The sequence below is a fragment of the Mycobacterium sp. NPDC049093 genome (assembly GCF_040704635.1).
GTDB lineage: Bacteria > Actinomycetota > Actinomycetes > Mycobacteriales > Mycobacteriaceae > Mycobacterium.
Window position 1 is genome coordinate 179,945 of record NZ_JBEZJS010000005.1, and the last position, 24,016, is coordinate 203,960.

Genomic DNA, 24,016 nt, shown 5'->3' on the forward strand with positions numbered 1-24,016 from the left:
CTAGCGGCGCAGATACTTCCAGGCATAATTGGGAAGCCGGGGTGTGGGCACCCGCCGAGGCCAATCGTCTGGCCTGAAATAGGCATCCGATCCACCGTCGACGAAGATGACGCTGCCGCAGAGAAACTCAGCAGCGTCCGACAGCATGAAGACCATCCATTCCGCGAGATGATCGGGGCTGCCGAAGCCTCCGACTGGGACCGGGAAGGACTGCACCGCCTTGGCTTCTCTCGGGGAGGCGAGCTGCTTCTCCAGTAGCGGAGTCCGGATCGCACCCGGGGCAATCGCGTTCAGTCGAATTCCGGCGCCTGCCCAACTCTGCAGCACCGCATTGCGCCGCACCCATCGCGATACCGCGATCTTCGATGCACCGTAGCTGAGCGACGGTGCGACCGCACGGTACCGACGCAGGGACTTGACGGCGCGGTCGAGATCGTCGCGCAGCAGGGCCCGCACCGCGCGCACCGGCACCATCGGCATCGTGGTACTCGAATTGCTACCGACGACAACCACTTTTCCGTTCCCGGCGGCGACGAACGCAGGGCGCCACTTCTGCAGCAGATCGACCACCCCGAGATAGTTGACCGACAGGATCAGCCGTACGGCGTTGCGGTCCGGCAGCGGACCGACACCTGCCGCCATCACTGCGCCGTCGAGCCGACCCTCAGCCAACTCAAGCACCGCAGCGGCGGCTTCCGAACGGCCCTGTGCAGTCGAGAGATCCGCGATCACCTCGGCATCGCGCAGATCGACACCGATCACGCGGTGCCCGTCGCTCCGCAACCGCTCGGCCGCCGCGCGGCCCATCCCGGACGCCGATCCGGTCACTGCATAGGTACCCATGTTCACCAGTCCTGCCAGGGAATGATCGTGTTCAGTGGCGTGTCGATGACGCACTCTCCGGGCGCCGTGTCAACCAGCCGATCCTTGATCCGGCCGGCGACGCGGACCGGATCGTCATCGAGGTAGAGCAGACGGATGCGCAGGCCGCCGGGCGGGTCTGCCGCCTCCGAGGAACGGAGGCCGAGCCCGTTGTCCTGGTGGCGATCCAATGCGAAAGTCCATGCCCCCGCCACACCGTCCAGTTCCAGCAGAGCCGGGATCGCCACCCGGTCCTCCCATCGGTGATGCTCGTGAGCTTCGGCACCGTACGGTTCGGCAAACCGGGTCATCGTCAGGTGCAGCCCGCGGTTGGGCCGGTACGGGATCACACCGGGCGACACCAAGGCCGAGGCAGCGGCGTAGCCCTTGACCGGTCGGAAGAACGCGAGCACTGTGCGCCGCACGCCGGGGATCATCGGTCCGCGACCCCACTGAAATGAGTCCGCACCGAGCTGCTCCCACTCCCGCACCGACTGCTCCACGGGAGGACGGAACCAGTACATCGCGACATAGTCGGTATCGGCCTGTGCGGGTTCGGCCCTTGAGACCTCGCGGCACGCTTCCGGGCGGCTCCACCGGTCGCCCCAGGCGATTCCGGGGAGTGCGAGATTTTCCGGCCGGTGGTCCAACTGATGCCATTCGTTGTAGCGCCGGTGTTCCTCGGCTCCCCCGTCACCGAGTGCGACGAACGAGAAGAACACCAGCGGGCAATCAGAAGCGGACATGAAGACCTCTCAGATCTGCTCGGGGACAGGCGCTCCCGCCAAACCCAGGTTCAATAGAGTGTGCGCGTACGGGTTGCCGTTGAGCAATCTGCTGGTGCGCGTCGTGATCTGCCATTGCCCTTCGAGACGTTCCAGCGCGAAGTGGTTGGCAGTCGCCCGCCACACTCGATAGCCGCTCTCGCTCTCGCGCAGCAGGACCAGCGATTCGCACACCGCGACAGCGCGGTCGCCGTCAACTGTGACCACCGCGGGGCCGAGGAAATGGCAACAGCCCGCGGCAACCAGATCCTGGTGTCCGGTCGAGCTGACCATCTGATGCACGCCGCCCCGGCCGGTCATCAGCCAGTCCTCGACGTCATAGGTTCCGTCGACCGCCCACAGTGCGGCGGCATTGTCGGCGTTACCGGCATCCACCGAAGGGCCGTATGAGGCAATCAGTTTCGTGATGGCCAGCTCATCTTCGAGGCGCTGCAGCCGGATGAGTATCTGCTGTTCGGTCATGTCGTCTTCTGGGTCAGGCCGGCATCGACCACGAGCTGGGTACCGGTGATGTATCGGGCTTGTTCGGAGGCCAGGAACACCGCGGCGTTCGCTACATCGACCGGTTCCACCCACGGCACCGGAAGCAGGTTTCGGGCGGTGAGCACTTCGATCGCATCGGCTTCGGTGGGGTTGTCCAGATCTGGCCGCAACCTTTTGTAGGTGACAGGGTTGCGCACCATCGGGGTCGCGACTGCCCCGGGATGGACCGTGTTCACCCGAATACGATGCGGCCCGAGTTCATTGGCGAGTGTGCGGGCCAGACCCACCGCTGCATGCTTACTGGCAGTGTAATGCGCCGTGCCCGCGGTACCACGTAAACCGTTGGTAGAGCTGATGATCACCACGGACCCACCTTCAGCAACCAGGTGGGGCACACCGGCCTTCACGGTGTGCCAGACACCGGTCAGATTGACATCCAGATTGCGTTGCCATTCCTCGGTACTGATCTCCCACGCCGGCCTGTTCGGCGTGTGGATACCCGCATTGGCGACGATGATGTCGAGGCGGCCCAATGTCGTAACACCCGAATCAACCGCCGCGGTGACAGCCGCGAGATCACTGATGTCGGCCGCGGCGGTGGCACAGCGTCTGTCACGCCGCCGCACCCGATCGGCCGTCTCCCGCAGGTCGTCCGCCGCATCGACCCGGTCGAGCGCTATGACATCGGCGCCTGCGTCGGCGAAGCGTTCGCAATGCACGCGCCCGGTACCGCCTCCGGCACCAGTGACCAGGACGACCTTGCCTGCCAGGTCCGCCACTAGGGCGCCTTCAGCAGATCGAATCCTTTATACCCAGCTGCCGCTGCCTCGTTGCAGATATCGAGGTACACGCCGAAGCCGCCGATGAACAGCATGAACATCCGAGGCTTGCCGGGCACATTGGCGCCCATGTACCAGGAGTTGGCCTTGGTGAACAGCGTGGCGTCGGCGCGCTGGGCACATTCGGCGATCCAACTGTCCACGGCATCGGCCGTGGGTTCGATTGCCGCGTAGCTGTTCTGGGCGAGATAGGCGATGGCTTCGGCGATCCAGTTCACGTGCGCTTCGGCATGCAGAACCATGTTGGCCAGCACCGCCGGTGCCCCCGGACCGGACACCAGGAACAGGTTGGGGAAGCCATCGGTACCCAGACCCAGGTAGGTGCGGGGCCCGTCGGCCCAGTCGTCCGCCAGCTTCCTGCCGCTCCGGCCCACAATGTCGATCTTGGCCAACGTGCCGGTCATTGCGTCGAACCCGGTGGCCAGCACCAACGCGTCGATGTCATAGCGCGCGTCGGACGTGTTGATTCCCGTTTCGTCGATCGATTCGATCGGCGTCCTCCGGACACTCACAAGCTCGACGTTGGGACGGTTGAACGTCTGAAAGTAGTTGGTGTCGGTGCAGATCCGCTTTGTCCCGATCGGGTGATCGTCGGGGATCAGTACCTCGGCCAGGGCCGGGTCGTCGATCACGGCACGGATCTTGTTCTCGTAGAACTTGCGGGCCTGCTCGTTGGCTTCCAGGGAGACCATCTGATCGGTGAACGTCTTGGAAAACAGCACTCCGCCCAGTTGCCAACGCTTTTCGAAGGCGTCATGACGCTCTTCGGGCGTGGCTTCCATGGTGAGTTTGGGGTGCGCGACATGTGGTGAGCCACCGCCACTGCGCCAGGACATCCGGCGCCGCTCGGCATAGTTTGCCTTGGTGTCGGCGACCTCGTCGGCGGTCAACGGCCGGTTGCCAGCCGGCACGCTGTAGTTCGGGGTCCGTTGAAAGACATAGAGCTGCTGGGCCTGTTCGGCGATGATCGGGATGGACTGAATCCCCGAGGATCCGGTGCCGATGACGGCGACGCGCTTGCCGGTGAAGTCCACGTCCTCATGCGGCCAGTGCGCGGTGTGGTAGACGTCGCCGGCGAAGCTGTCCAGACCCGGGAAGTCAGGAGTCATCGCCGCCGACAACGGGCCGGTGGCCATGACCACGAACGTCGCGTCAACAGTTTCGCCGGTATCGGTGGTGACGGTCCAGCGCAGCGTCTGCTCGTCGAGCACCGCTGAACTCACCCTGGTCTCGAACGTGATGTCGCGGCGCAGATCGAGCTTGTCGGCAACCCAATTGATGTACTTCAGGATTTCGGACTGGGTGGCGTACTTCTCGGTCCAGGTCCATTCCTGTTGGAGTTCGTCGGAGAACGAGTAGCAGTAGTCGACACTCTCGACGTCACAACGTGCACCCGGGTAGCGATTGAAGTACCAGGTGCCGCCCACCTCCGGGGCGGCCTCGAAGACTCGCACCGACAAACCCTGCGACCGGAACTTGTGCAACGCGTACAGGCCACCGAAACCGGCGCCCACCACCACAACATCTACGACGTTCATCGATCCACTGCTCACAGGGCGAACGGTAGGCGCCGATCACGCGCGCGGCCGCCACAGTTCCCGGTCACCGGACCGCGAGACCTGACGTCCCGACCACCGGAATCGGCGGATTGCCTCATCGGGTGCGTCAGCGAGAATCTCGGCCCATGACCGACCCGAGCCTCCAGACCAGACGGAGCGTCGTTGTCACGGTGGCCGATGTCATCGATGAAAGCCCCGACGCCCGATCTCTGGTTTTCACTGTGCCGCAGGACCAGCAGGATCGATTTTCCTATCGACCCGGACAATTCCTGACGCTGCGGGTGCCAAGCGAGCTGACCGGATCGGTGGCCCGGTGCTACTCACTCGCCAGCTCACCGCACACCGATCCCGCCCCCAAGGTGACCGTCAAGCGCACCGTTGACGGGTACGGTTCGAATTGGTTGTGCGACAACGTGGATGTCGGCGACACCATCGAGGTACTGCCGCCCGCCGGGTTGTTCACCCCGGCAAGCCTCGACACCGACTTTCTGTTGTGGGCGGCGGGCAGCGGTATCACTCCGGTGATGTCGATCTTGAAGTCGGTGTTGTCGGCCGGAACCGGGCGGGTGGTCCTGTGTTACGCCAACCGCGACGAACGCTCGGTGATCTTCGCCGGCGAACTACGCGAACTCGCCGCCCGCTACGCAGGCCGACTGACGGTGCTGCACTGGCTGGAATCGATTCAGGGCCTGCCGACCCGCGCGCAGCTGAGCGGATTCGCCCACACCGTTTTCGCCGGGTCCACGGGCTTCGAGTCGTTCGTCTGCGGTCCGGCCCCGTTCATGGCGGTCATCAAGGAGACGCTCGTCGCGTCCGGTGTCACGCGGGACCGGATACACCTCGAGGTGTTCCAGTCGCTGACCGGTGACCCGTTCGCCGATGACACCACCGCACTGGCAACAGATTCCGACGACGATGACGCCGCCGACCTTCAGGTCGATCTTGACGGCGCCAGTCACCGGCTGAGGTGGCCGCGCCAGGCGACGTTGGTCGACGTGCTGATCCGCTCGGGTGTCGACGTTCCATATTCCTGCAAAGAGGGACAGTGCGGATCGTGCGCGGCCACGGTGGTACGCGGTGACGTGAACATGGCCGCCTGCGACATCCTGGAGCCAGAGGACCTGGCCGACGGCGTGATCCTCGGCTGCCAGTCGCGGCCGGTGTCCGACGACATCCACATCGAATTCTGAGCCGGCATGGTCGGCTCACTTCCACTGAACGGGATTGGCCCCCTCCACTGGGGTCAAAGCGGTACACCATCAGTACAGCCCTCGACGATAGGACCGAACCATGACTGAGCGCGTAATCGACCGGGTGCGCGACCTCGCCGACCAGTTGCGCCACCAGGGCGCCGAAGCCGAGAAGATCGGCAAGCTCACCGACGAGACCGTGAAGATGATGAAGGCGGCGGGAAACATCCGCCTGCTGCAGCCCAAGGCTCACGGCGGCTTGGAGGTCCATCCGCGCGAGTTCGCCGAGACCGTGATGGCCACCGCGGCGCTGGATCCCTCGGCCGGATGGATCAACGGCGTGGTGGGCGTGCACCCGTACCAGCTCGCCTACGCCGACCCCAAGGTCGCCGCCGAGATCTGGGCCGAGGACGTCGACACCTGGGTCGCGTCTCCCTACGCGCCGCAGGGGGTGGCCAAGCCCGTCGACGGCGGCTACATCTTCAACGGTCGCTGGCAGTTCAGCTCGGGCACCGATCACTGTGACTGGATCTTCCTGGGCGCGATACTCGGTGACGCCGAGGGCAAACCACTGATGCCGCCGCAGATGCTGCACATGATCCTGCCGCGCCAGGACTACGAGATCGTGGAGGACTCGTGGAATGTGGTGGGGCTGCGCGGAACCGGCTCCAAGGACGTCATCGTCAAGGATGCGTTCGTACCGACATACCGGACGATGGACGCGATGAAGGTCATGGACGGCACCGCCCAGCGCGAGGCCGGGATGACCGAAACGCTGTACCTGATGCCGTGGTCGACGATGTTCCCTCTCGGCATCAGCTCGGCGACCATCGGCATCGCCGAGGGGGCCCTGGCCGCTGCGCTCGACTACCAGCGCGAGCGGGTCAACTCCAGCGGCGTGGCGATCAAGGACGACCCCTACGTCATGTACGCGATCGGTGAAGCCGCGGCGGACATCAACGCGGCCCGCCAGGAACTGTTGGCCAACGCCGATCGCATCTACGACATCGTCGACTCGGGCAAGGAAGTGTCGTTCGAGGACCGGGCCGCGGGCCGGCGCACCCAGGTGCGGGCGGTGTGGCGCGCGGTGTCGGCGGTCGACGAGATCTTCGCCCGCTGTGGCGGCAACGCGGCGCGGATGGACAAACCGCTGCAACGGTATTGGCGTGATGTGCATGTCGGCCAGGCCCACGCGATTCACGTTCCGAGCACGGTCTATCACGCGTCGGCCCTCAGCTCGCTGGGCGTGGACCCGCAGGGTCCGCTGCGGGCGATGATCTGAGAGGACAGCTCATATGGGACTGATCAAGAGCCTCGGCTACGTCACCGTCGCCACCTCTGATATCGAGCGCTGGCGGCACTTCGCCTTCAACGTGCTCGGCTTCGCCACCGGTACCGGGCCCGACGAGTCCGCGTTGTACCTGCGGATGGATGAGCGTGCTGCCCGCATCATCGTGGTACCCGGCGACTCCGACAAGATTCTGACCGTCGGCTGGGAGGTGCGCGACCACGCCGACCTTGAGCAGGTCAAGGCAGCGCTCGATACCGCCGGTGTGCCGTTCAAGCAGCTCTCACTCGAAGAGACGGACGCACGACGGGTCGAGGCGGCCATCGCGTTCGAGGACCCTGCCGGCACCTCACTGGAGGTGTTCCACGGCCCGGTCCTCGACCACTCCCCGGTGGTCACACCCTTCGGCGCGAAGTTCGTCACCGGCGATCAGGGTCTCGGGCATGTGGTGTTGCCCGCGCTCGACGTCAACGGCTTGTTCGAGTTCTACACCGAGGTACTGGGTTTCAAGTCCCGTGGCGCGTTCCGCGTTCCGGTGCCGCCGGAGTTCGGACCGGTGCGGGTCCGATTCATGGGCGTCAACGAGCGCCATCACAGCCTGGCGATCTGTCCCGCGCAGACGCTGCGCGATCCGGGACTCATTCATCTCATGGTCGAGGTCGACACCCTCGATGCAGTGGGCCAGGCCCTCGACCGGGTCAATGCCGAAGGCTTCCAGCTGTCGTCGACACTGGGTCGGCACACCAACGACAAGATGGTGTCGTTCTACGTGCGCGCTCCGGGCGACTGGGATATCGAATTCGGCACCGAGGGCATGCGGGTCGACGAAACCTATTACACGGCAGAGGAAATCACCGCAGACAGCTACTGGGGACACCAGTGGGTCACCGATCTGCCGAAGGCCATGCAGCCGTGACGCTCACCGACGACATCCTGCCGATCCCGGTCAGCGCGGTCACCGAGTGGGCCGACGAGGCCGACGTGGTGATCGCCGGTTACGGGGTGGCCGGCGCCGCCGCAGCAGTGGAGGCGGCCCGCGCAGGCGCCGATGTACTGGTACTCGAACGCACCGGCTCCTGGGGCGGAGCCGCCTCGATGGCAGGCGGATTCATCTACCTCGGCGGTGGGACCGAGATCCAAAAGTCCTGCGGGTTCGAAGATTCCGTCGACAACATGGCCGCTTTTCTCAACGCGGCGATGGGGCCCGGCGCTGATCCCGCGCGCATCGCGGATTACTGCCAAGGCAGCGTCGCGCACTTCGACTGGCTCGTGGGCTGCGGGGTGCCGTTCAAAGCCGAGTTCTTCGGCGAGCCCGGTTGGGAGCCCATGGGCGACCAGGGGCTCATGTACAGCGGTGGGGAGAACTCGTACCCGTTCAACACCATCGCAACGCCGGCTCCGCGCGGGCACGTCCCGCAGATGCAGAACAAGAAGCAGGGCGAGTCCAGCGCGGGTTTCATGCTGATGAAGGGCCTCGTCGACACGGCGACCGCGGTCGGGGCGCGCTCGCTCTATGACGTGCGGGTGCAGTCGCTGATCGTCGAGTCCGACGGCCGCGTCGTCGGCATTCGGACCCGGCGCTACGGCACTGTGCTGGATATCCGGGCACGGCGTGGAGTTGTGCTGGCCACCGGCAGTTTCGCCTACAACGACGCCATGGTCGCCAGGTATGCCCCGCGCATCGCCGGGCGCCCGGCCGCCTCGATCGAGCAGCACGACGGGCAGGCCATCCGGATGGCGCAGGCGCTCGGTGCCGATCTGGCGCACATGGACGCCACCGAGGTCGCCCTCTTCATCGATCCCCAGCAGTTGGTGCGCGGGATTCTGGTCAACGAACGTGGTCAGCGTTATGTCGCCGAGGACACCTATCCCGGTCGCGCCGGCCAGTTGACGCTGTATCACCAGAACAACACGGCCTATCTGATCATCGACGGCGACGCCCAGGAGGAGGCGATGGCCTCGCTCTCTCCCCACCTGATGATGCGGCCGCCGACCTGGGTGGCCGACACCGTCGCCGATCTGGAGGCCGAGATCGGGCTACCTCCGAACTCGCTGCAAGCCACCGTCGATGCCTATAACGACGGCGCGTCGCGCGGCGAGGACCCGCTGCTGCACAAGAAGCCGCAGTGGCTCAAGCCGATCAAGTCCCCGGTGGGAGCCATCGACCTCCGTGAGAGCACCGGCGGTTTCACCCTCGGTGGGCTGCACACCACGCTCGACGCCGAAGTACTGCACGTCAGTGGCGAGCCCATTCCGGGGCTGTTCGCTGCCGGGCGCTGCACCGCCGGCCTGGCCGCCTGGGGATACGCCAGCGGTGTGTCACTGGGTGACGGGAGTTTCTACGGTCGTCGCGCCGGCCGGGCCGCAGCAGAGGCATAGCCGCTGGTCATTGCGGCTCCCGCAACTTGAAATCGCCCAACCCCCGCCGCATCGCGGCGGGGGTTTTGGCATGACCCCGCTCGCATTCAATCGTTCATGTGACAGCACCCACACCGATATGCTACAAACAGTCATATGACTAATAGTCATATGCCGTCCAGGCATGCGGCTCGATATGGGAGGTCCTCATGACAATGGCTGTCGAGAAGACAATGGCCGCCGAGAAGCCGGGCGAGACGCCCAGCGCCGTCATCGACCGGGTCTCCCTGGTTCTCGATGCCTTCGAGGGATCTGCCCGACTGACATTGGCCGAGATCGTGCGGCGGACCGGCCTGCCACGATCGTCGGCCCATCGCCTCCTCGAGCGCCTTGTGCACCTTCGTTGGCTTCGCCGTGACGGCCGCGACTATGAGTTGGGCATGCGACTCGTCGAACTGGGTTCTCTGGCGCTGCACCAGGACCGCATCCACCGTGCCGCGATTCCCTTGCTGCGCGATTTGCACCGGGCCACCGGACTGGTCGTCCACCTGGCGGTACTCGACGGATCCGACGTCGTATACCTGGAGAAGATCGGCGGTCAGATGGTGGCCGCCATTCCGACGCGTATCGGGGGTCGGCAGCCCGCACACTGTACGGCGGTGGGTAAGGCGATCCTGGCCGACAACTCGTCGGTCGAGGTCAACCTGGCCTCGCGGTTGACGCGGTTCTCGATCAGCACAGAACGGCAACTGGAAGCCGAGTTGGCAAAGGTCCGCGCCCACGGTTTCGCGTTCGAACGGGAGGAGTCGCTCACCGGATTCGGTTGTGTGGCAGCACCTATCGGCCCGGCGGGCGCAGCCGTCGCGGCGGTGTCGGTGTGTGGTCCTATGAGCCGGATGGCATTCGATCAGCGGCTGGCCGCTCCGGTGCGGATGACGGCCATGGGTATATGGCGTAATGCCGAAGACGGGCCTCATCGAGTGGTCCCCACCTTGCAGCCGGTCCGGCCACTGCGCGTCGGCGGCCCCGTCGGCCCGCGGACCTCTGCCACCCTGGTCCCGGCATGACGCTCGATCCGCAGATCGCAGGTTTGATCAAGACACTGGATTCAGGCTTCCCGCCTGTACACACGATGACCGGCGCGCAGGCCCGCGCCGCGATCCGCAGCCGGTTCGTCGCCAACCCCCAGCCCGAGCAGGTGGCTTCCGTTGCCGACCACCAGGTACCTGTCGACAACGGTCGTATCGATGTGAGGGTCTACCGTCCCAAGGCCTCCGAACCGCTGCCCCTGCTGGTGTACGCCCATGGCGGCGGGTTCGTGTTCTGCGATCTCGACAGCCACGACGGGTTGTGCCGTAACCTTGCCAATCTCATCCCGGCTGTGGTGGTTTCGGTCGACTACCGACTGGCCCCGGAGCACCGCTGGCCGACCGCCGCCGAGGACGTCTACGCCGCCACCCGCTGGGCGGTCGATCATGCAGCCAATTTCGGCGCCGACCCGTCACGCGTCGTCGTGGGCGGCGACAGCGCCGGAGGCAATCTCGCCGCGGTGACCACCCTGATGGCCCGCGACCGCGGCGGGCCGGACCTGGCGGCGCAACTCCTGCTGTACCCGGTGATCGCCGCAGATTTCGACACCGACTCCTACCGACTGTTCGGCCAGGGCTTCTACAATCCGCGCCCGGCACTGCAGTGGTACTGGGACCAGTACGTCCCGGTGGTCGATGATCGGCAAAACCCTTACGCCTCACCGCTGCACGGTGACCTCAGTGGTTTACCGCCGGCCGTCGTGGTTCTCGCCGGCCACGATCCCCTGCGTGACGAAGGCATCGCCTATGCCGACGCGTTGGAGGCGGCCGGGGTGCCAGTGACCCGACGCCCCTTCGAGGGTGGCATCCACGGATTCATGACGATGCCGATGCTCGACATCGCCCACCGGGCCCGACGAGCGGCCAGCCAGGCGCTACGTGACCTGCTCGGCGGGTAACGCGGCGGACCAAACGTCATCGCGGCAGGTCCGTGGCGCGTAGACGAAAGCCCTCCAAGGCCGCCGCCACTAGGGTGTTCAGAAATCGAACACCCCAAGGTCTGCCTCATGGCGCTGCCCGCCGATCAGCGTCCCGTCGCCGAACAGCCCTTCGCTCAGCGACGGCCCCGGGTCGGGTCAAGGTCTTCCTGCGTGGAGAGCAGGTCGGCCAGCATCTCTGCCTGGGCTTTCATGTGGGTGTCCACCAGCGGTTCCTCCCCCTCATTCTGGGGGTGTTCAATTGTTGAACAACGCTTTCGCGCGCTGTCGCAGCTCGCGGATTGCGCTGATGATCTGGCGGAGGATCTTGGCAGCTCCTGCTCCAGCGTCAGCGCCAGAACGGTTCGCCCGAGGTTAAGGATTGCAGCATCAGCTTCGACGCCAACACCGACAATGGCGCCGAGCGGGGGCGCGTGGACTTTTACCCCGAACCTCCGTTTGTTGTCAAACAACTGCAGGCTCCCATTTTCGAGTTTGGTTGTTTGACATTGTATCGATGATAGGGTAGAGGGATGCATCCTGCGTCAGTGCCCGCACGCCTGGTCGAGGCCGGAGTCCCGGTGGTCACAGGTGATGCCCAAACCATCACCTACCGCGCCGGCAACCACGCGGTCACCGCCGACCTCATCGTGGCTGAACGCGTGTCGTCACCAACATTGGCACTGGATCGCAGCCGTAGCCGTACTGGCCACCGGATATTCGTCGTCTGCGACACCATCTCCGCGCAGGCGCGTTCAGCTCTGTTAGCCGAGGGGGGCGTCGACCTCAGCGTCGGCAGTACAGGCGAACTGGTGCTCTCTGGCACCGTTTACCGCGCTCCTGCGATGGCGCGCCCCCGCCGCGGCGCAGGCGAACGTAGCTGGCGTCGCCGCGCGGCGGAACGGATCTGCGTCCTCACCAGCGAGCACCTGCGCCAAAGCGACCTTGCCGCGGCCATCGCAGTGAGCCAGCAGGCGATATCCAAGATGGTGGAGAGGGTGCCGCTGCCAAACACACCCATGGCCGAGGAATCACGTCGGGAATGCCTCGCCGCGATGACGTCGGTGCCGGCCGACGACGGACTTATCGAAACCTACTGGTATGGCACAGACTCGGTGACCGATCAGGTCCGCAGCGCGATCCGGCTCGGCGCCGAGCTGACGGTACGGGTGCTTGCCGGCGGTGAAGTCGCCGCCGATGTGCTGGCGCCGTGGCGGGTACCGACACACGGCCTGGTCTACTCCGAGGAGCTGATTGACCTCACCGACTTCGATTTGGTGGAAGCGACCGCCGAGGAGGCAACTTTGACCGTGCGCGTGCCTGCTGACCAGACGGTGTGGGCGACCGCCGGGTGGTGGAACCAAGTCACTGGCGCGCAGCATCCCGGCATCCTCACCGCAGATCCGGTGGTCGTCCTGCAGGACATTAGCGCCGGTGCTGACATCGGCGACGGGGCACCGCAGCGACTTGCCGACTGGATCGCGAGCCGGTGACCGCCGCAGTACCGGTCGTCGTGGCGTGCACGGCCACGGCCGACGACAACGGGATGCGTGCGTTGTACGACGTGTCCGCCGTGGCCACTCATCTGGATTACCGCGTCATCGGCGGCCACATGGTGCGGTTGCTCCGTCATGTCTACGGCGTGCCAGGAGTTCCGCGAGTGACCTCCGACGCCGATGCGGGGATCGACGAGCAGGTGGCTGTTGCCGGCGAATTCCACGACCAGCTCACCGCGTTGGGTTACACGGACATCCGCGGAAACCGATACGAGCTTGGTGAACGCGCGGTCGATCTCCTGGTGCCCACCGAGACCAAACCGGGCAAGAGATACATCGGTCAACGGGCTTTTGACGGGGCACCGGGATTACGCCTGGCGCTGGCGTCGCCGCCGGTGTGGGTGGCCGTCACAGCGCGGCTCACCGACAGCACCTATCTGGAATTCGAGGTCCCGGTTCCCGACGTCGAGGCCGCGTTCGTGTTGAAGATGCTGGCATGGACCGTAAGGCACTCCGACCGCGACGTGAAGGACATCGAGACGGTGCTGGAGATCGTCGCGTCGCAACCTGAGTACCGGGCTTCGCCGTGGCGGATGCACGATCCCGCCGTCACCAAGCTCGGCGAGCGCAAAGACGCCGCCCGGGCAGCGGCACGGATGATCGCTAGCCCACCGAGGGTGGTGCCGGCCCGGGTGCGGGCCCTGCTGCGACAGCACGTCGCGCCCGCTGCGCGTTGACAGCGTGTACCCGGCGCCCATCGCGCCGGCATCTTCAAGCGCTACAGCCCGCCACTACTGGCCCACCTCATGCGAGCTGACACAGTACGTAGGATGGCAACAATGAACGAAACCCATGTGGCACAGCGAAGCCGGGCGCTACGTGACCTGCTCGACGCTGAGCACCGCACCGTAGCGCTGCTCGGGGTCGAGCACGCAATGGGTGCGGCTGAACACCGTCACCATGCACTTGTTGTTGTGGTTGCAGCGGCTGCGTGAGGCGGGCTCGGCGATCATCGAGTTGACCCGGTCCGGTTCACGCAGCAATGCCCGGCCCATGGCGAAGAAGTCGAATCCTTCCCGCATACCCGTCTCAAGGTGTTCGCGATCGTTGATGCCGCCCAGCAGAATCAGTTTGGTGTTGCGCATGAGCGGCACGAACTGCCGGGCGGCCTCCAGCATGTAGAGGTCGTGATACGGATAGACGCCCATCGTCTGCTTGCCCACCAGCCGGATCGCCGGCCGCAACGCCGGCGGCATCACCTTCGCGAACTCCTTGACCGGGACGTCGCCGCGGAACAGGTACATGGGCTTGTACACCGACGACCCCTGGGTCAGTTCGATGGCGTCGAGGGTGGCGTCGGAGTCGAGAAGTTGGGCAGTCCGCAATGCCTCGTCGATCCAGATGCTGCCCGGAAGTCCGTCGTCCATGTCCAGTTTGGCGATCACCGCGACCCGGTCGCCCACCACCTCGCGAACCCGCGCCGCGATCTCCCGCACGAATCGCGATCGATTGTCGATGTCACCGCCGTAGGAGTCCTTACGACGATTGATCAGCGGACTCAAGAACGAGCTGGGTAGGTAGAGATGGCCGAAATGTAGTTCGACGGAATCGAATCCGGCGTCGACGGCCACCTGCGCGGCGTCGCCGAACTGGTCGATCACCTGAGCGATCTCGGCGCGGGTGATCTCACGGCAATACGCGAAGGAGGTCGGGTTGATGAATTTGCTCGGCGCCACGGCGGTGACACCGGTCAGCTTCTTCTGCGCCACCACGCCGGCATGGCCCAGCTGCGCCGAAATGGCCGCCCCCGCACCGTGTACCGCATCGGCGAGCCGCCGCAGTCCCGGCAGAGCCTTGCTGTCCATGACGATCTGACCGGGTGCGCTCGCCCCCTGGGGAGACACACAGCAGTAAGCCACGGTGGTCATCCCGACACCGCCCTCGGCGAAGCTGCGATGGAAATCGATGAGGTCGTCGGTGACCAGGCCGTGGGGTGAGCGGCCTTCCGACGTGGCAGCCTTGATCACTCGGTTACGCAGCGCCACTGGCCCGAGCTGTGCCGGGCTGAACGGATCGGTCATCCCCCCACCATCGCGCCGACACTCACTGTCGTCAACGGTGGTTTCCCGATGGCCGGGAACGCTGCGCCTCAGTCAAAGCGGACGATCGTAATCTCGGTTCATGGCTGAGGTTTTCGTCATCGATCGGGTGGTCACCAGAGCGGGCTGCGCTCAGAAGTTCATCGATACCTACCTGACCGGATATGCCCCGGGCGCGCGTGAGCGCGGCATGACACTGCGCGATGTCCTGGTCACCCCGCCCATTTGGTTCGACGACCGAACCAACGTGGTCACCTTTACCTGGACGCTGCCCAGCCCCCAGGCCTGGTGGCAGATGACCTGGCAGGGCCGGCCCGACCCGGCCGTGGCGCGCTGGTGGGAAGGCGTCACCGATCTGGTGGTGGAACGCACTCGCGAGGTTGCATCCGCCGCCGAGGCCGTCGACGCCCCTGCCCCGGCCATCCCAACCGGCACATCGACCGGCGAAGCCACATTCGCGGTCACTCGCCTGGTCGACGTCGACGAGTCCGAACGCGGCCGTGTCCTTGGCGCCCTACGTGACGCAGCCGAACGCAGCGGAGCATTGAGAGCGTTGGTAGAGCCGACGTTGCCGGGTTCCCGCAATGGCGGCGATATCCTGGTCCACCTGCGGTTCGGCCACCAATCTGACTGGGACAGCATCGATTTCGATGCGTTGTTGACTGACCCGGCGATCACCCACGTCAATGGGGTCACCTACCACGGGTCGCCAACTCGCCGCGGCGACGGCACCGTTTACCGCGCCCTGTTGCTCCGAGTGCCTGACGACGTAGAGGCCGAGACCGTCGCAGCATTCGAGAGTGAACTGTCGATGATGCCCCGATACGTCCCCACGATCACCGCGTGGCAATTGAGCCGGGTCGAGCATTCCGTCGGTACCAGCGAATGGACCCACGTCTTCGAACAGGAATTCACCGACGTCGACGGGCTGATGGGCCCCTACCTGATGCATCCGATCCACTGGGCGGTGGTCGACCGTTGGTTCGATCCCGAGACCACTGACATCATCGTGCGGGACCGGGTCTGCCACAGCTTCTGCGAACTGCCTGCACCTGTACTCGAACAGGCGAGCGCCTACTCATCGCCGACGACAAGTCGTTAACCCCTTTCCAGCGTTGGAGGACCTTAGGACCCGACGGCGGGTGAACAAGGTGTCGAGAGTGGTTGAAGAAGCCCAGATCGCGCGCACTAGCTGGTCCGATGAAATTTCCCTGCTGCGGTACCGACGTGGGCGAGGTGGTTACCTGACGACCCCGTTGTAGTCTGCACTATTGAGCAAAAGCGTCGTCAGATGGTCGAACAACGCGATTTGGGGAAGCTACAATGTACCTGACCATTTTCAAATGGGCACTTCTAGCTTTCATTTGCGTTGGAATTTCGATCATTTTGATTACATACATCCGGCGTGTAAAAAAGGTTCGCCTTCGCCGTGAACCTAACCCCGATCTTGGCTATTTGTCCAACGTCGGCGTCCCCCCGACGCCACTACCCGAGTGGGCATACTGGAGTGATAATGACGAAATCGAGGAAGAGCGCTGATGGGCGGTGCGCGATCTCAACATCAATCAGCCCAAAGTCGTCCAAAGTGCTGCTTCGCGAAAATTTCTCGCGCCATTCGACTATCATTCGCCTGAGTAATTTACGATCATCCGGCCCTCAAGGATAGCGATCGGACTGAAATCGCTGACCGGAAGATAGAATTTACTGCAGAGAAATGCTCAATTTAATTGTGTAGCTGATTTTTCGAACGAATGCCGCACGATTCATAAAGTGAACCTGCAGCCTGATATGTCAGTGTGCCTGCTTCGAGAGATTTCTGGGTCCGCTGTTCTTCAATGGCAACGTCATACGGTCCGGCCCCCCGCGCCGCCGTGACATCAGCCAACATGTCTACACCGTCTGCCCACTTGTCCATCTGAGATCGCTTGGCAGGATCTGATATCTGCGACGCGCTGGCGTGGATATCAGCGCCGAGGGCGCGCCAGTCCTCGGGTTTGTCGCTGCCCGTCAGGCTTGAGTCGGACAGCTGTTCCCAACTTGCGCCCAGCCGCTCTACAGCAGCACAGTCGGCGCGCATCGTCGCGCGTGCACGATACTCCCGGACCCCCCACAACGCGGCAACGGTAACGCTGAGTATTGCGATTATGGCGAATATAACCCACCGCCGACGAACAGTTCCTGGGGTCATCTTCCCCTCGCTACCGAGTCCTTGGGCGACAACTCGACCATTCCGTTTGGATTCGGCAGGTACATCGTCAGTGCTGGATTTCTGCCTTGCGCCTGATAAATGTCCAAAATTTGAATCGGATGCCACTCGCCCATGCCCCATCGCATGGTTACTCCACCTACAGGGCCTTCTTGCCCAGCCATCTGCCTGACGTGCTCGACTTCATAGTCGTAGCCAACCCAAGTAGCCGGGTACCACTTCCCGTCCTGCTGCACCCACTGGGCGTGTCCAGGCGCACCGTCAAATCCTTTACCCATGAGCCGGAATCGGTATTCCTCCTGACCAGTAACGTAAGGCTTGCTGCCCCAGCCATTAGTTGGAACGGTGATGATGTCTTTCATCCCAGAAGTCGGGCCGATAATAGGATCTTTGTACTGAGTGTGCCACGGAAGACTGGCGACCCGTCCCCTGTCGTGGCAACGGTAGTTACCGTCTCACACAGACAACTGTATCGGGCCAGCAGCACGTCGTAGCGCGCTATTTTTTGTGGCTGCTGAAGGCACGATTCCGGCTTCGATGATTTGCCATCGAGGACTGCTGGCCATCACCGACGGCGTCTCAACTGCTCCGAGGGTCGCCGCTTCGACCGCTGACCTGGCGTCTTGATACCAGTAGAGAATTTTCTCACCACAGCTTTGGAGTTGCTCCGACGAAGCTCGCTCGATGCCGTCGATAGTGGATGGCTGCGGAAACAGAGGGAGCGCAGCGGAGCCTGTGGGTAGCTGCCGATCGCCTTCCCGGTCGGCAGCGTGGAGTCGCGGCGGTCGGTCGCGTCGGGACTCGTGTGGGCGCTGCTGAGGGTGGCGAGGATAGTAGCCGGTGTGGGGCGATGTCGGCGGCGGTGGCTATGGTGGGGTGGATTCCCGCGCGGTGCGTGATCATGGATGCCGGTGATGGTCTCGCACCGACCGTCGGGCATCCCTGCGTAGGCCACACAGGCCGTCCACGCCAACAACGCTGCGATCGAGCTGGTGCCGGGTGGCCCCCGCGCGCGGTTCGTCACGCTCGATTCAGCCACGATCTCGACCGAACGGCTCTTGATCGCGTTACGCTCGCCGCGCAGCTCTGCCACCCCGTCGAACGACACCTCAAGCTGTCCACCCAGTGCTACATGCGCGACCAATGATGCTGCGGCGAAGGACATAACATCATCACGGCACCGACCACCGAACAAACTCGAAGGCGAGAAGACACCGGACTGTCGACTCAAACCCCCGCCGGCAAGATGTTGGGATTCGCCGCCGCGGGCGGCTGCAGCGGCGGCAGTACCGTGGCGCCGTCCAGTGAGTGCACCGGAAGTTGTTGTGACCACGGGTAGTGCAGGCTGAACGCCACCAGACCGGTCCGCTCCGCGGCAGGCAGGTGACACATCGCCAGTACCGTTTCGGCCAGGTATTCGACCGGTTCGGTCGGAAAGCTGTCCGGAATCAGCGACGCCGCGCCCGGCGTGCGCACCGCCGTCGACGGTCCGACGCAGTTCACCGCAATGTCGGCATCGAGCAGTTCGGCGGCCACGCCCTGGGTGAACCGATGCAACGCAGCCTTGCACGACGCGTAGATCACGTCGCCCGCGGTCTTGTTGTAGTCCCGGTAGGGCCGCACCGGGGCCACCCCGGTCACCGATCCGATGTTGACGATCCAGCCGGCACCCTGATTACGCATGTGCGGCACAGCGGCTTTCGTCAACGCGAACGGAGTCTTCAGGTAGTGCTCCACGGTACGGTCGAAGGTCTCGACCGGCATGTCCTCGACGACCGAATAGTCGGCATAGCCGGCGTTGTTGACCAGGATGTCCAACCGACCCGTGCGTTCGATGACGGCCTCGATCAATCCGTCGCGCGCAGTGGCATCTTCGAGATCAGCAGCGACTCCGAAGGCCGAACCGCCGGCGTCTTCGATGAGAGCGATGGTCTCCTCGATCGTTCCCGGGATCGCCTCGGTGACTCCGGCCCGCGTGGACGGGGTCGGAGTGTGGGACCGTGCGGTCACGGCCACGGTCGCACCCTCGGCCGCCAACCGCTGGGCGATCGCGCGACCGATACCGCGGCTGCTTCCGGTGACCAATGCCGTTTTACCGGCTAGCATCTGGTTCATCGGAGAACGAAATCCTCTTCGATCGGCGCGCGATGTTGGTGCCACAGATCCACCAGGCGGTACGGCGTGGCCACCACGACGCGTCCGGACTGCGATCGATAGTAGGTGTGCGCGTTGGGGGTATGGCACCACACTGTGCCCTGCATGGTCTTGTCGATCCCGTCGACGTAATCCTCGAACGCGGCCTGGGTGACTTCCATGGTCGACGCGCCGCGCAGCGCCATCAGCTGCAGGCACTCCAGGATGTAATGCGCCAAGATCTCCATCGAGAAGTTGGCCCCCGCGCCATGTCCCGGGCTGTAGTTCGGCGCGGAGGTGATGAACAGGTTCGGGAACCCCGGTACGGTACCGCCGCGGTACGCACTGGGACTGTCGCCCCACACCTGGGCCAGGGTCTTGCCGTCCCGACCCCGAATATCCACGGTGGACAGGAAATCCAAGTGGTAGCCGGTGGCGTAGATGATCACGTCGAGATCGATCTGACGACCGTCAGCGGTGACGATGCCGCGTTCGTTGATCTCGGCGGGCTCGCTCGCCTCTACGTCGACGTGGTCGCGGGTGAGCGCGGCGTAGTAACCACCGGGATCGCGGATGATCCGCTTGCCGTAGGGTGCGAAATCCGGCGTCACCTTCTTCGCCAATTCTGTTCCGGCACCGAACATCCGGTCGATGTATTCCAGGCACATCTGCAGAAGCACATCGTTGACTGGTGAAATCGACAGGTGCGTCTTGGACCATTCGGGGTCCTGCAGAATGATGGGGTAGTTGTTGTCGGCGGTACCCCAGTACGACTTGAGCCGGTGCCACATCGAATAGAACGGCAATGCACGCCCCAGGTAGCGACGGTGTGCGGGCACCTCGTCGGAAGGGCGCTTTCGTGGGGCAACCCAGTGCGGTTGGCGTTGGAAGACGGTCAGGTTCTCGACCTCGTCGACACAGGCGTCGACAATCTGCACCGCAGTGCAACCGGCACCGATCACCGCGATCTTCTTACCCGTCAGATCCAGTGACGGGTCCCATTGCGCCGAGTGAATACTCGTTCCAGCGAAGGTATCTGAACCCTTGATCTCCGGGAATCGGGGACGGTTCAAGTAGCCGGCTGCGGTGACGACGACAGTGGCATGGTCGATGCTCTGGGTGCCATCGGCAGAGCGGGAGTGGATCTCCCACTGCGCCCGCTCCTCGTCCCACCACAAGGCTTCGACCTCGGTGCCGAACCGGATGTGGCGGCGCAGATCGTGCTTGTCGGCCAGCGAAACAAGGTAGGCCTGGTATTCCGCCCCCTGGGGGTAGTAGTTCGACCAGTCCGGGTTCACCTCGCGCGACAGCGAGTAATACGCCGAGGGAGTATCCACGCCGATGCCCGGGTAGGTGGTGGTCAGCCAGGTGCCGCCGACTTCGTCGTTGCGGTCGAAGATCTCGAACTGCACGCCCTCCTCCGCAGCGGCCAGCGCGACCGCGATACCTGCGATACCGGCACCGATGATCGCCACCGTGGTGGACGAGGGAATCGGCGTGGTGCGCGGCAACGTCGGATGTGACGGGCGGAATCCGCCTTGCTCCAACAGCAGGTCGACGTGTTCGTCGTCGACAGGACCACCCAGCGCGATCGGCAGCAGACGGGCGAAGAACCCGCGATCGTCTACCGGCAGCGCACCAGCCGGACGCGGCCGACCGAGCGCGGCAATGATTTCGTCCGCCAGCATCTCGGCCGTCTGGGGATCGGTCGATCCGGCCCGCTCCGGCGGATCGGGAACGTGATCGATCTTGGATGCATACCGATCGATGACCGCCGGATCACCCGTCATCTGCGCCAACACCGCGACCAGGACACCGGAGTCCGCCTGCAGGAGGTGGGCGCGCAGGACGTCAGGGTCTGGGGCGCGATCCGCGAGTGACGAGGATTCAGTGGTAGCGGTCATGGTTTCGAGTATCGAAGGGTCGGGCCCCGCACCGCGCCCTCCCTGTCTACTGAGCGGGAGACGAACCACCGCCGCAGCGGGTGGCGTGCCTACTCTGCCGACCATGCATTCCGACGACCTTGCCGCCGTCATCGCCCGGGCCCGCAGCCACAGCCTCGCAGATAGCCCCCGCCGGTCGGCGCGTAAGCAACCTGAGAAGACCGCCATCATCGATGGCGACGTCGCCCTGAGTTTTGCCGAGTTCGATCACCTGGTGGACCGCGCGGCGGCCGCGTTGCACGAGAACGGGTTACTTCCCGGTGACCGAGTGGCGTTGTTGTCGCGCAACTGCTGGCAGTACGCGGTGTTGGCATTCGCCACCGCCCGCGCCGGTGTGGTGCTGGTGCCGATCAATTTCATGCTGATGCCAGAGGAGATCTCCTACATCCTCGGCCACAGTCAGGCCGCCGGATTCATCGTCGAGGCCGACCTGATCCCGGTGGCCGAACAGGCCATGGCCGCGGGGACAGCAGTCCGCACGAAGGCAGCACTCGTCCCCTCCGGCCAGACATGCGCCGGCGACTGGCCTGATTTCGCCGAATGGCTCACCACGACCGCGGACGTGCCGGACATCCGGATCGACGACGATCAGCTGCTGCGGGTGATGTACACCAGCGGCACCGAATCCCGGCCCAAGGGCGTGATGCACAGCAGTCGCAGCTTGATGTGGCAGTACATCAGCACCATCGTGGCGGGTTCGATGTCCGGCGACGACGTCGAAATCCATTCCCTGCCCTTGTATCACTGCGCTCAGCTGGATAATTTCCTGGCTACCGACATCTACCTGGGTGCCACCAGCATCATCCTGCCTCGGCCGGATCCGGAGCTGGTACTGCGGACGATCGAGCGCTACGGCGTCACCAATTACTTTGCGCCACCGACGGTGTGGATCAGCCTGCTGCGCAGCCCTGTGTTCAACGAGGTAGACCTGTCCAGCCTGCGCAAGGGGTACTACGGCGCCTCACCGATGCCCACCGAGATCCTGCACGAGATGCGCAGGCGGCTGCCCAATCTGCGGCTGTGGAACTTCTACGGCCAGACCGAGATGGCACCGCTGGCGTCCGCCCTGGGGCCTGCCGAGCAGGACGCTCATGCCGGCGCGGCCGGCCGACCTGTGGTCAACGTCGAAACCGTGATCCTCGACGACAACGATGTTCCGGTCGAGTCCGGCACCGTCGGCGAAATCGCTCACCGCAGCCCGCATCTGATGCTGGGCTACCTCGACGATGAGGACAAGACCGCCCAGGCCTTCGCCGGTGGCTGGTTCCATTCCGGCGACCTGGGCTTCTACGACGAGCACGGGCTGCTACACGTCGTCGACCGCAAGAAAGACATGATCAAAACCGGCGGCGAGAATGTCGCCAGCCGCGAGGTCGAAGAAGTTCTCTACCGGCACAGCGGGATAGAAGAAGCCGCGGTCTTCGGGGTGGCGCACCCGATCTGGGTGGAAGCCGTCGTCGCCGCGGTGGTGACTCGCGCCGGCACCACCGTGACCGAAGACGAGGTCCTACGTCATTGCCGTGACCATCTCGCCGGGTTCAAGACCCCCAAACAGATCTTCTTCGTCGATTCCCTGCCCAAGAACCCCAGCGGCAAATTGCTCAAACGCGATCTGCGACAGCGATTCAGCCTCGAATCCACCAGCAACTGAAGGGATCACTGTGTATACCGGCCGCATCGCGCGATTCGACGAACCAGGCAAACCATTTGAGATTCAGACGGTCTCCCTACCCGAAGTCGGGCCCGGGGAAATTTTGGTCAAAGTCCTGCGGACGAACATCTGCGGTTCAGATGTACATGCCTGGCATGGCACTTTCGCCACCCGCGGCTTAGGTGGACAGCTACCCACCGTCTTGGGTCACGAGATGGTCGGCGCCATCGAGGTGCTGGGCAACGGAGTGACCGCCGACTCCAACGGCAAACCCTTGGCTGAAGGCACCCGAGTGGTGTTCCCGTACTTCTACTGCTGCCACCAGTGCCGAAACTGTCTGGCGGGGCGCCGTAACGCCTGCCTGAACCTGAAAATGGCGATGTTGGGCCGTGCCGACGAACCGCCCTATTTTGTCGGCGGCTACGGCGACTACTACCTGTTGCCTGCCGGCGCAGTCGTTTACACGGTTCCGGACACCCTGAGCGACGATATCGCCGCGGGCGCGAACTGCGCTCTGTCACAGGTCATGTATGGACTTGAACGCGTCGACCTACAGCTCGGTGAGCACGTCGTGGTCCAGGGTGCCGGCGCCCTGGGTCTCTACGCGGTCGCCGTGGCCAAGGCGCGCGGGGCGGCCAACGTGATCGCCATCGACGGCGTACCCGAGCGGCTGGAGTTGGCAACAGCATTCGGCGCCGACTCGGTGATCGACCTCAACGAGGTGTCCACTCCCAAAGACCGGGCCAAGGCGGTGCGTGCCAAGACCGACGGCCAGGGCGCCGACGTGGTGGTCGAGGTCGTCGGCCATCCCTCGGCCATCGACGAGGGATTGCAGATGCTCGCGCAGTTCGGCCGTTACGTGGAGATCGGCAACATCAACATCGGCAAGACGTTCGAATTCGATCCGTCACGGTTCGTCTTCACCAACAAGACCATGGTCGGGGTCTCCCTGTACGACCCGGCAGTCCTGTCCCGCGCATTGACCTTCCTGGACAGTCACCAGCATCAACTGCCGTTCGATCGGCTCGCCGCGGCGTCGTACTCACTCGACGACATCAACGAAGCGTTCAGCGCAGCTGACGGCAAGCGCGACGTCCGCGCCAGCATCGCACCATAAACA

At 64.3% G+C, this 24,016-nt stretch carries 22 protein-coding genes; 11 read left to right on the forward strand and 11 right to left on the reverse strand.

The features are described from left to right. The 5 genes from AB0876_RS21130 to AB0876_RS21150 are packed head-to-tail and all read right to left on the reverse strand — an operon-like array spanning window position 1 to window position 4,506. A complete protein-coding gene (locus AB0876_RS21130; protein WP_526042878.1) occupies window positions 1-843 on the reverse strand; it encodes an SDR family oxidoreductase in 843 nt (280 codons plus the stop codon). A 2-nt stretch (window positions 844-845) separates the two neighbouring features. Beyond that, window positions 846-1,607 (reverse strand): hypothetical protein, encoded by a 762-nt coding sequence (locus tag AB0876_RS21135; RefSeq protein WP_526042879.1) that lies wholly within the window; start codon window positions 1,605-1,607, stop codon window positions 846-848. 9 nt (window positions 1,608-1,616) lie between these two features. Next, window positions 1,617-2,108 carry a nuclear transport factor 2 family protein gene (locus AB0876_RS21140; RefSeq protein WP_526042880.1) on the reverse strand — a complete coding sequence of 164 codons (492 nt, stop codon included), beginning with the start codon at window positions 2,106-2,108 and terminating at the stop codon, window positions 1,617-1,619. Continuing rightward, complete coding sequence (locus AB0876_RS21145; RefSeq protein ID WP_526042881.1) at window positions 2,105-2,908, reverse strand: mycofactocin-coupled SDR family oxidoreductase; 804 nt, start codon at window positions 2,906-2,908, stop codon at window positions 2,105-2,107. The genes AB0876_RS21140 and AB0876_RS21145 overlap by 4 nt, the downstream gene beginning before the upstream one ends. Next, window positions 2,908-4,506, reverse strand: coding sequence for a flavin-containing monooxygenase (locus tag AB0876_RS21150; RefSeq protein ID WP_491841495.1), 1,599 nt, complete (start codon window positions 4,504-4,506; stop codon window positions 2,908-2,910). The genes AB0876_RS21145 and AB0876_RS21150 overlap by 1 nt, the downstream gene beginning before the upstream one ends. Before the next feature lie 146 nt (window positions 4,507-4,652). Here AB0876_RS21150 and AB0876_RS21155 point away from each other — a divergent pair, with 146 nt between their 5' ends. From AB0876_RS21155 to lipP1, 6 genes are all read left to right on the forward strand, one after another. Next, entirely contained in the window at window positions 4,653-5,717 is a 1,065-nt protein-coding gene (locus AB0876_RS21155) for a 2Fe-2S iron-sulfur cluster-binding protein (RefSeq protein ID WP_491841426.1), read from the forward strand. Between the two features lie 100 nt (window positions 5,718-5,817). After that, entirely contained in the window at window positions 5,818-6,999 is a 1,182-nt protein-coding gene (locus AB0876_RS21160; RefSeq protein WP_491841427.1) for an acyl-CoA dehydrogenase family protein, read from the forward strand. A gap of 13 nt (window positions 7,000-7,012) precedes the next feature. Then, on the forward strand, window positions 7,013-7,921 hold the full coding sequence (gene bphC / locus AB0876_RS21165) for a biphenyl-2,3-diol 1,2-dioxygenase (RefSeq protein ID WP_491841428.1): 909 nt from the start codon (window positions 7,013-7,015) through the stop codon (window positions 7,919-7,921). Then, the gene (locus tag AB0876_RS21170) at window positions 7,918-9,384 is read left to right on the forward strand and encodes an FAD-dependent oxidoreductase (RefSeq protein ID WP_526042882.1); all 1,467 of its coding nucleotides are present in this window, start codon (window positions 7,918-7,920) and stop codon (window positions 9,382-9,384) included. The genes bphC and AB0876_RS21170 overlap by 4 nt, the downstream gene beginning before the upstream one ends. Before the next feature lie 212 nt (window positions 9,385-9,596). Next, complete coding sequence (locus tag AB0876_RS21175; RefSeq protein ID WP_418010847.1) at window positions 9,597-10,430, forward strand: IclR family transcriptional regulator; 834 nt, start codon at window positions 9,597-9,599, stop codon at window positions 10,428-10,430. Further along, a complete protein-coding gene (gene lipP1, locus AB0876_RS21180; RefSeq protein ID WP_526042883.1) occupies window positions 10,427-11,350 on the forward strand; it encodes a LipP1 family hormone-sensitive lipase in 924 nt (307 codons plus the stop codon). Before AB0876_RS21175 ends, lipP1 begins: the two co-directional genes overlap by 4 nt. Before the next feature lie 155 nt (window positions 11,351-11,505). Here the strand turns inward: lipP1 and AB0876_RS21185 are convergent, their stop codons facing one another. Continuing rightward, a complete protein-coding gene (locus AB0876_RS21185) occupies window positions 11,506-11,841 on the reverse strand; it encodes a hypothetical protein (protein WP_133058787.1) in 336 nt (111 codons plus the stop codon). A 108-nt stretch (window positions 11,842-11,949) separates the two neighbouring features. On the opposite strand from AB0876_RS21185, the gene AB0876_RS21190 reads away from it, so the two are divergent. Next, window positions 11,950-12,861, forward strand: coding sequence for a hypothetical protein (locus tag AB0876_RS21190; RefSeq protein ID WP_198542213.1), 912 nt, complete (start codon window positions 11,950-11,952; stop codon window positions 12,859-12,861). After that, the gene (locus tag AB0876_RS21195; RefSeq protein ID WP_088304839.1) at window positions 12,858-13,601 is read left to right on the forward strand and encodes a hypothetical protein; all 744 of its coding nucleotides are present in this window, start codon (window positions 12,858-12,860) and stop codon (window positions 13,599-13,601) included. The genes AB0876_RS21190 and AB0876_RS21195 overlap by 4 nt, the downstream gene beginning before the upstream one ends. Window positions 13,602-13,739: 138 nt before the next feature. Here AB0876_RS21195 and AB0876_RS21200 read toward each other — a convergent pair whose 3' ends face one another. Then, a complete protein-coding gene (locus AB0876_RS21200; RefSeq protein ID WP_055110596.1) occupies window positions 13,740-14,945 on the reverse strand; it encodes an NADH:flavin oxidoreductase in 1,206 nt (401 codons plus the stop codon). Window positions 14,946-15,045: 100 nt separating this feature from the next. Between AB0876_RS21200 and AB0876_RS21205 the strand changes: the two genes are divergently transcribed. Next, entirely contained in the window at window positions 15,046-16,065 is a 1,020-nt protein-coding gene (locus AB0876_RS21205; RefSeq protein WP_088304838.1) for a Dabb family protein, read from the forward strand. 621 nt (window positions 16,066-16,686) lie between these two features. On the opposite strand, the gene AB0876_RS21210 is transcribed toward AB0876_RS21205, so the two are convergent. From AB0876_RS21210 to AB0876_RS21225, 4 genes are all read right to left on the reverse strand, one after another. Further along, window positions 16,687-17,151: a hypothetical protein gene (locus AB0876_RS21210; RefSeq protein WP_133058786.1), complete on the reverse strand. Its 465-nt coding sequence runs from the start codon at window positions 17,149-17,151 to the stop codon at window positions 16,687-16,689. Then, window positions 17,148-17,531: a hypothetical protein gene (locus AB0876_RS21215; RefSeq protein WP_055110597.1), complete on the reverse strand. Its 384-nt coding sequence runs from the start codon at window positions 17,529-17,531 to the stop codon at window positions 17,148-17,150. The genes AB0876_RS21210 and AB0876_RS21215 overlap by 4 nt, the downstream gene beginning before the upstream one ends. 865 nt (window positions 17,532-18,396) lie before the next feature. Then, window positions 18,397-19,284, reverse strand: a complete 888-nt coding sequence (locus AB0876_RS21220) for an SDR family NAD(P)-dependent oxidoreductase (protein WP_526042884.1) — start codon at window positions 19,282-19,284, stop codon at window positions 18,397-18,399. Further along, a complete protein-coding gene (locus AB0876_RS21225) occupies window positions 19,281-21,206 on the reverse strand; it encodes a flavin-containing monooxygenase (protein WP_526042885.1) in 1,926 nt (641 codons plus the stop codon). The genes AB0876_RS21220 and AB0876_RS21225 overlap by 4 nt, the downstream gene beginning before the upstream one ends. 103 nt (window positions 21,207-21,309) lie before the next feature. On the opposite strand from AB0876_RS21225, the gene AB0876_RS21230 reads away from it, so the two are divergent. Both AB0876_RS21230 and AB0876_RS21235 read left to right on the forward strand, forming a co-directional pair. Continuing rightward, the gene (locus tag AB0876_RS21230; protein ID WP_526042886.1) at window positions 21,310-22,896 is read left to right on the forward strand and encodes an acyl-CoA synthetase; all 1,587 of its coding nucleotides are present in this window, start codon (window positions 21,310-21,312) and stop codon (window positions 22,894-22,896) included. A 10-nt stretch (window positions 22,897-22,906) separates the two neighbouring features. Continuing rightward, window positions 22,907-24,013, forward strand: coding sequence for a zinc-binding dehydrogenase (locus tag AB0876_RS21235; protein ID WP_526042887.1), 1,107 nt, complete (start codon window positions 22,907-22,909; stop codon window positions 24,011-24,013). The last annotated feature ends 3 nt before the right edge of the window (window positions 24,014-24,016 follow it).

What these genes read in the sequence shown, in the direction of transcription:
- AB0876_RS21130 (WP_526042878.1), bottom strand. Translation starts at nt 843, where the DNA reads ATGGGTACCTATGCAGTGACCGGATCGGCGTCCGGGATGGGCCGCGCG.
- AB0876_RS21135 (WP_526042879.1), bottom strand. Translation starts at nt 1,607, where the DNA reads ATGTCCGCTTCTGATTGCCCGCTGGTGTTCTTCTCGTTCGTCGCACTC.
- AB0876_RS21140 (WP_526042880.1), bottom strand. Translation starts at nt 2,108, where the DNA reads ATGACCGAACAGCAGATACTCATCCGGCTGCAGCGCCTCGAAGATGAG.
- AB0876_RS21150 (WP_491841495.1), bottom strand. Translation starts at nt 4,506, where the DNA reads ATGAACGTCGTAGATGTTGTGGTGGTGGGCGCCGGTTTCGGTGGCCTG.
- AB0876_RS21155 (WP_491841426.1), top strand. Translation starts at nt 4,653, where the DNA reads ATGACCGACCCGAGCCTCCAGACCAGACGGAGCGTCGTTGTCACGGTG.
- AB0876_RS21160 (WP_491841427.1), top strand. Translation starts at nt 5,818, where the DNA reads ATGACTGAGCGCGTAATCGACCGGGTGCGCGACCTCGCCGACCAGTTG.
- bphC (WP_491841428.1), top strand. Translation starts at nt 7,013, where the DNA reads ATGGGACTGATCAAGAGCCTCGGCTACGTCACCGTCGCCACCTCTGAT.
- AB0876_RS21175 (WP_418010847.1), top strand. Translation starts at nt 9,597, where the DNA reads ATGGCCGCCGAGAAGCCGGGCGAGACGCCCAGCGCCGTCATCGACCGG.
- lipP1 (WP_526042883.1), top strand. Translation starts at nt 10,427, where the DNA reads ATGACGCTCGATCCGCAGATCGCAGGTTTGATCAAGACACTGGATTCA.
- AB0876_RS21200 (WP_055110596.1), bottom strand. Translation starts at nt 14,945, where the DNA reads ATGACCGATCCGTTCAGCCCGGCACAGCTCGGGCCAGTGGCGCTGCGT.
- AB0876_RS21205 (WP_088304838.1), top strand. Translation starts at nt 15,046, where the DNA reads ATGGCTGAGGTTTTCGTCATCGATCGGGTGGTCACCAGAGCGGGCTGC.
- AB0876_RS21210 (WP_133058786.1), bottom strand. Translation starts at nt 17,151, where the DNA reads ATGACCCCAGGAACTGTTCGTCGGCGGTGGGTTATATTCGCCATAATC.
- AB0876_RS21215 (WP_055110597.1), bottom strand. Translation starts at nt 17,531, where the DNA reads ATGAAAGACATCATCACCGTTCCAACTAATGGCTGGGGCAGCAAGCCT.
- AB0876_RS21220 (WP_526042884.1), bottom strand. Translation starts at nt 19,284, where the DNA reads ATGAACCAGATGCTAGCCGGTAAAACGGCATTGGTCACCGGAAGCAGC.
- AB0876_RS21225 (WP_526042885.1), bottom strand. Translation starts at nt 21,206, where the DNA reads ATGACCGCTACCACTGAATCCTCGTCACTCGCGGATCGCGCCCCAGAC.
- AB0876_RS21230 (WP_526042886.1), top strand. Translation starts at nt 21,310, where the DNA reads ATGCATTCCGACGACCTTGCCGCCGTCATCGCCCGGGCCCGCAGCCAC.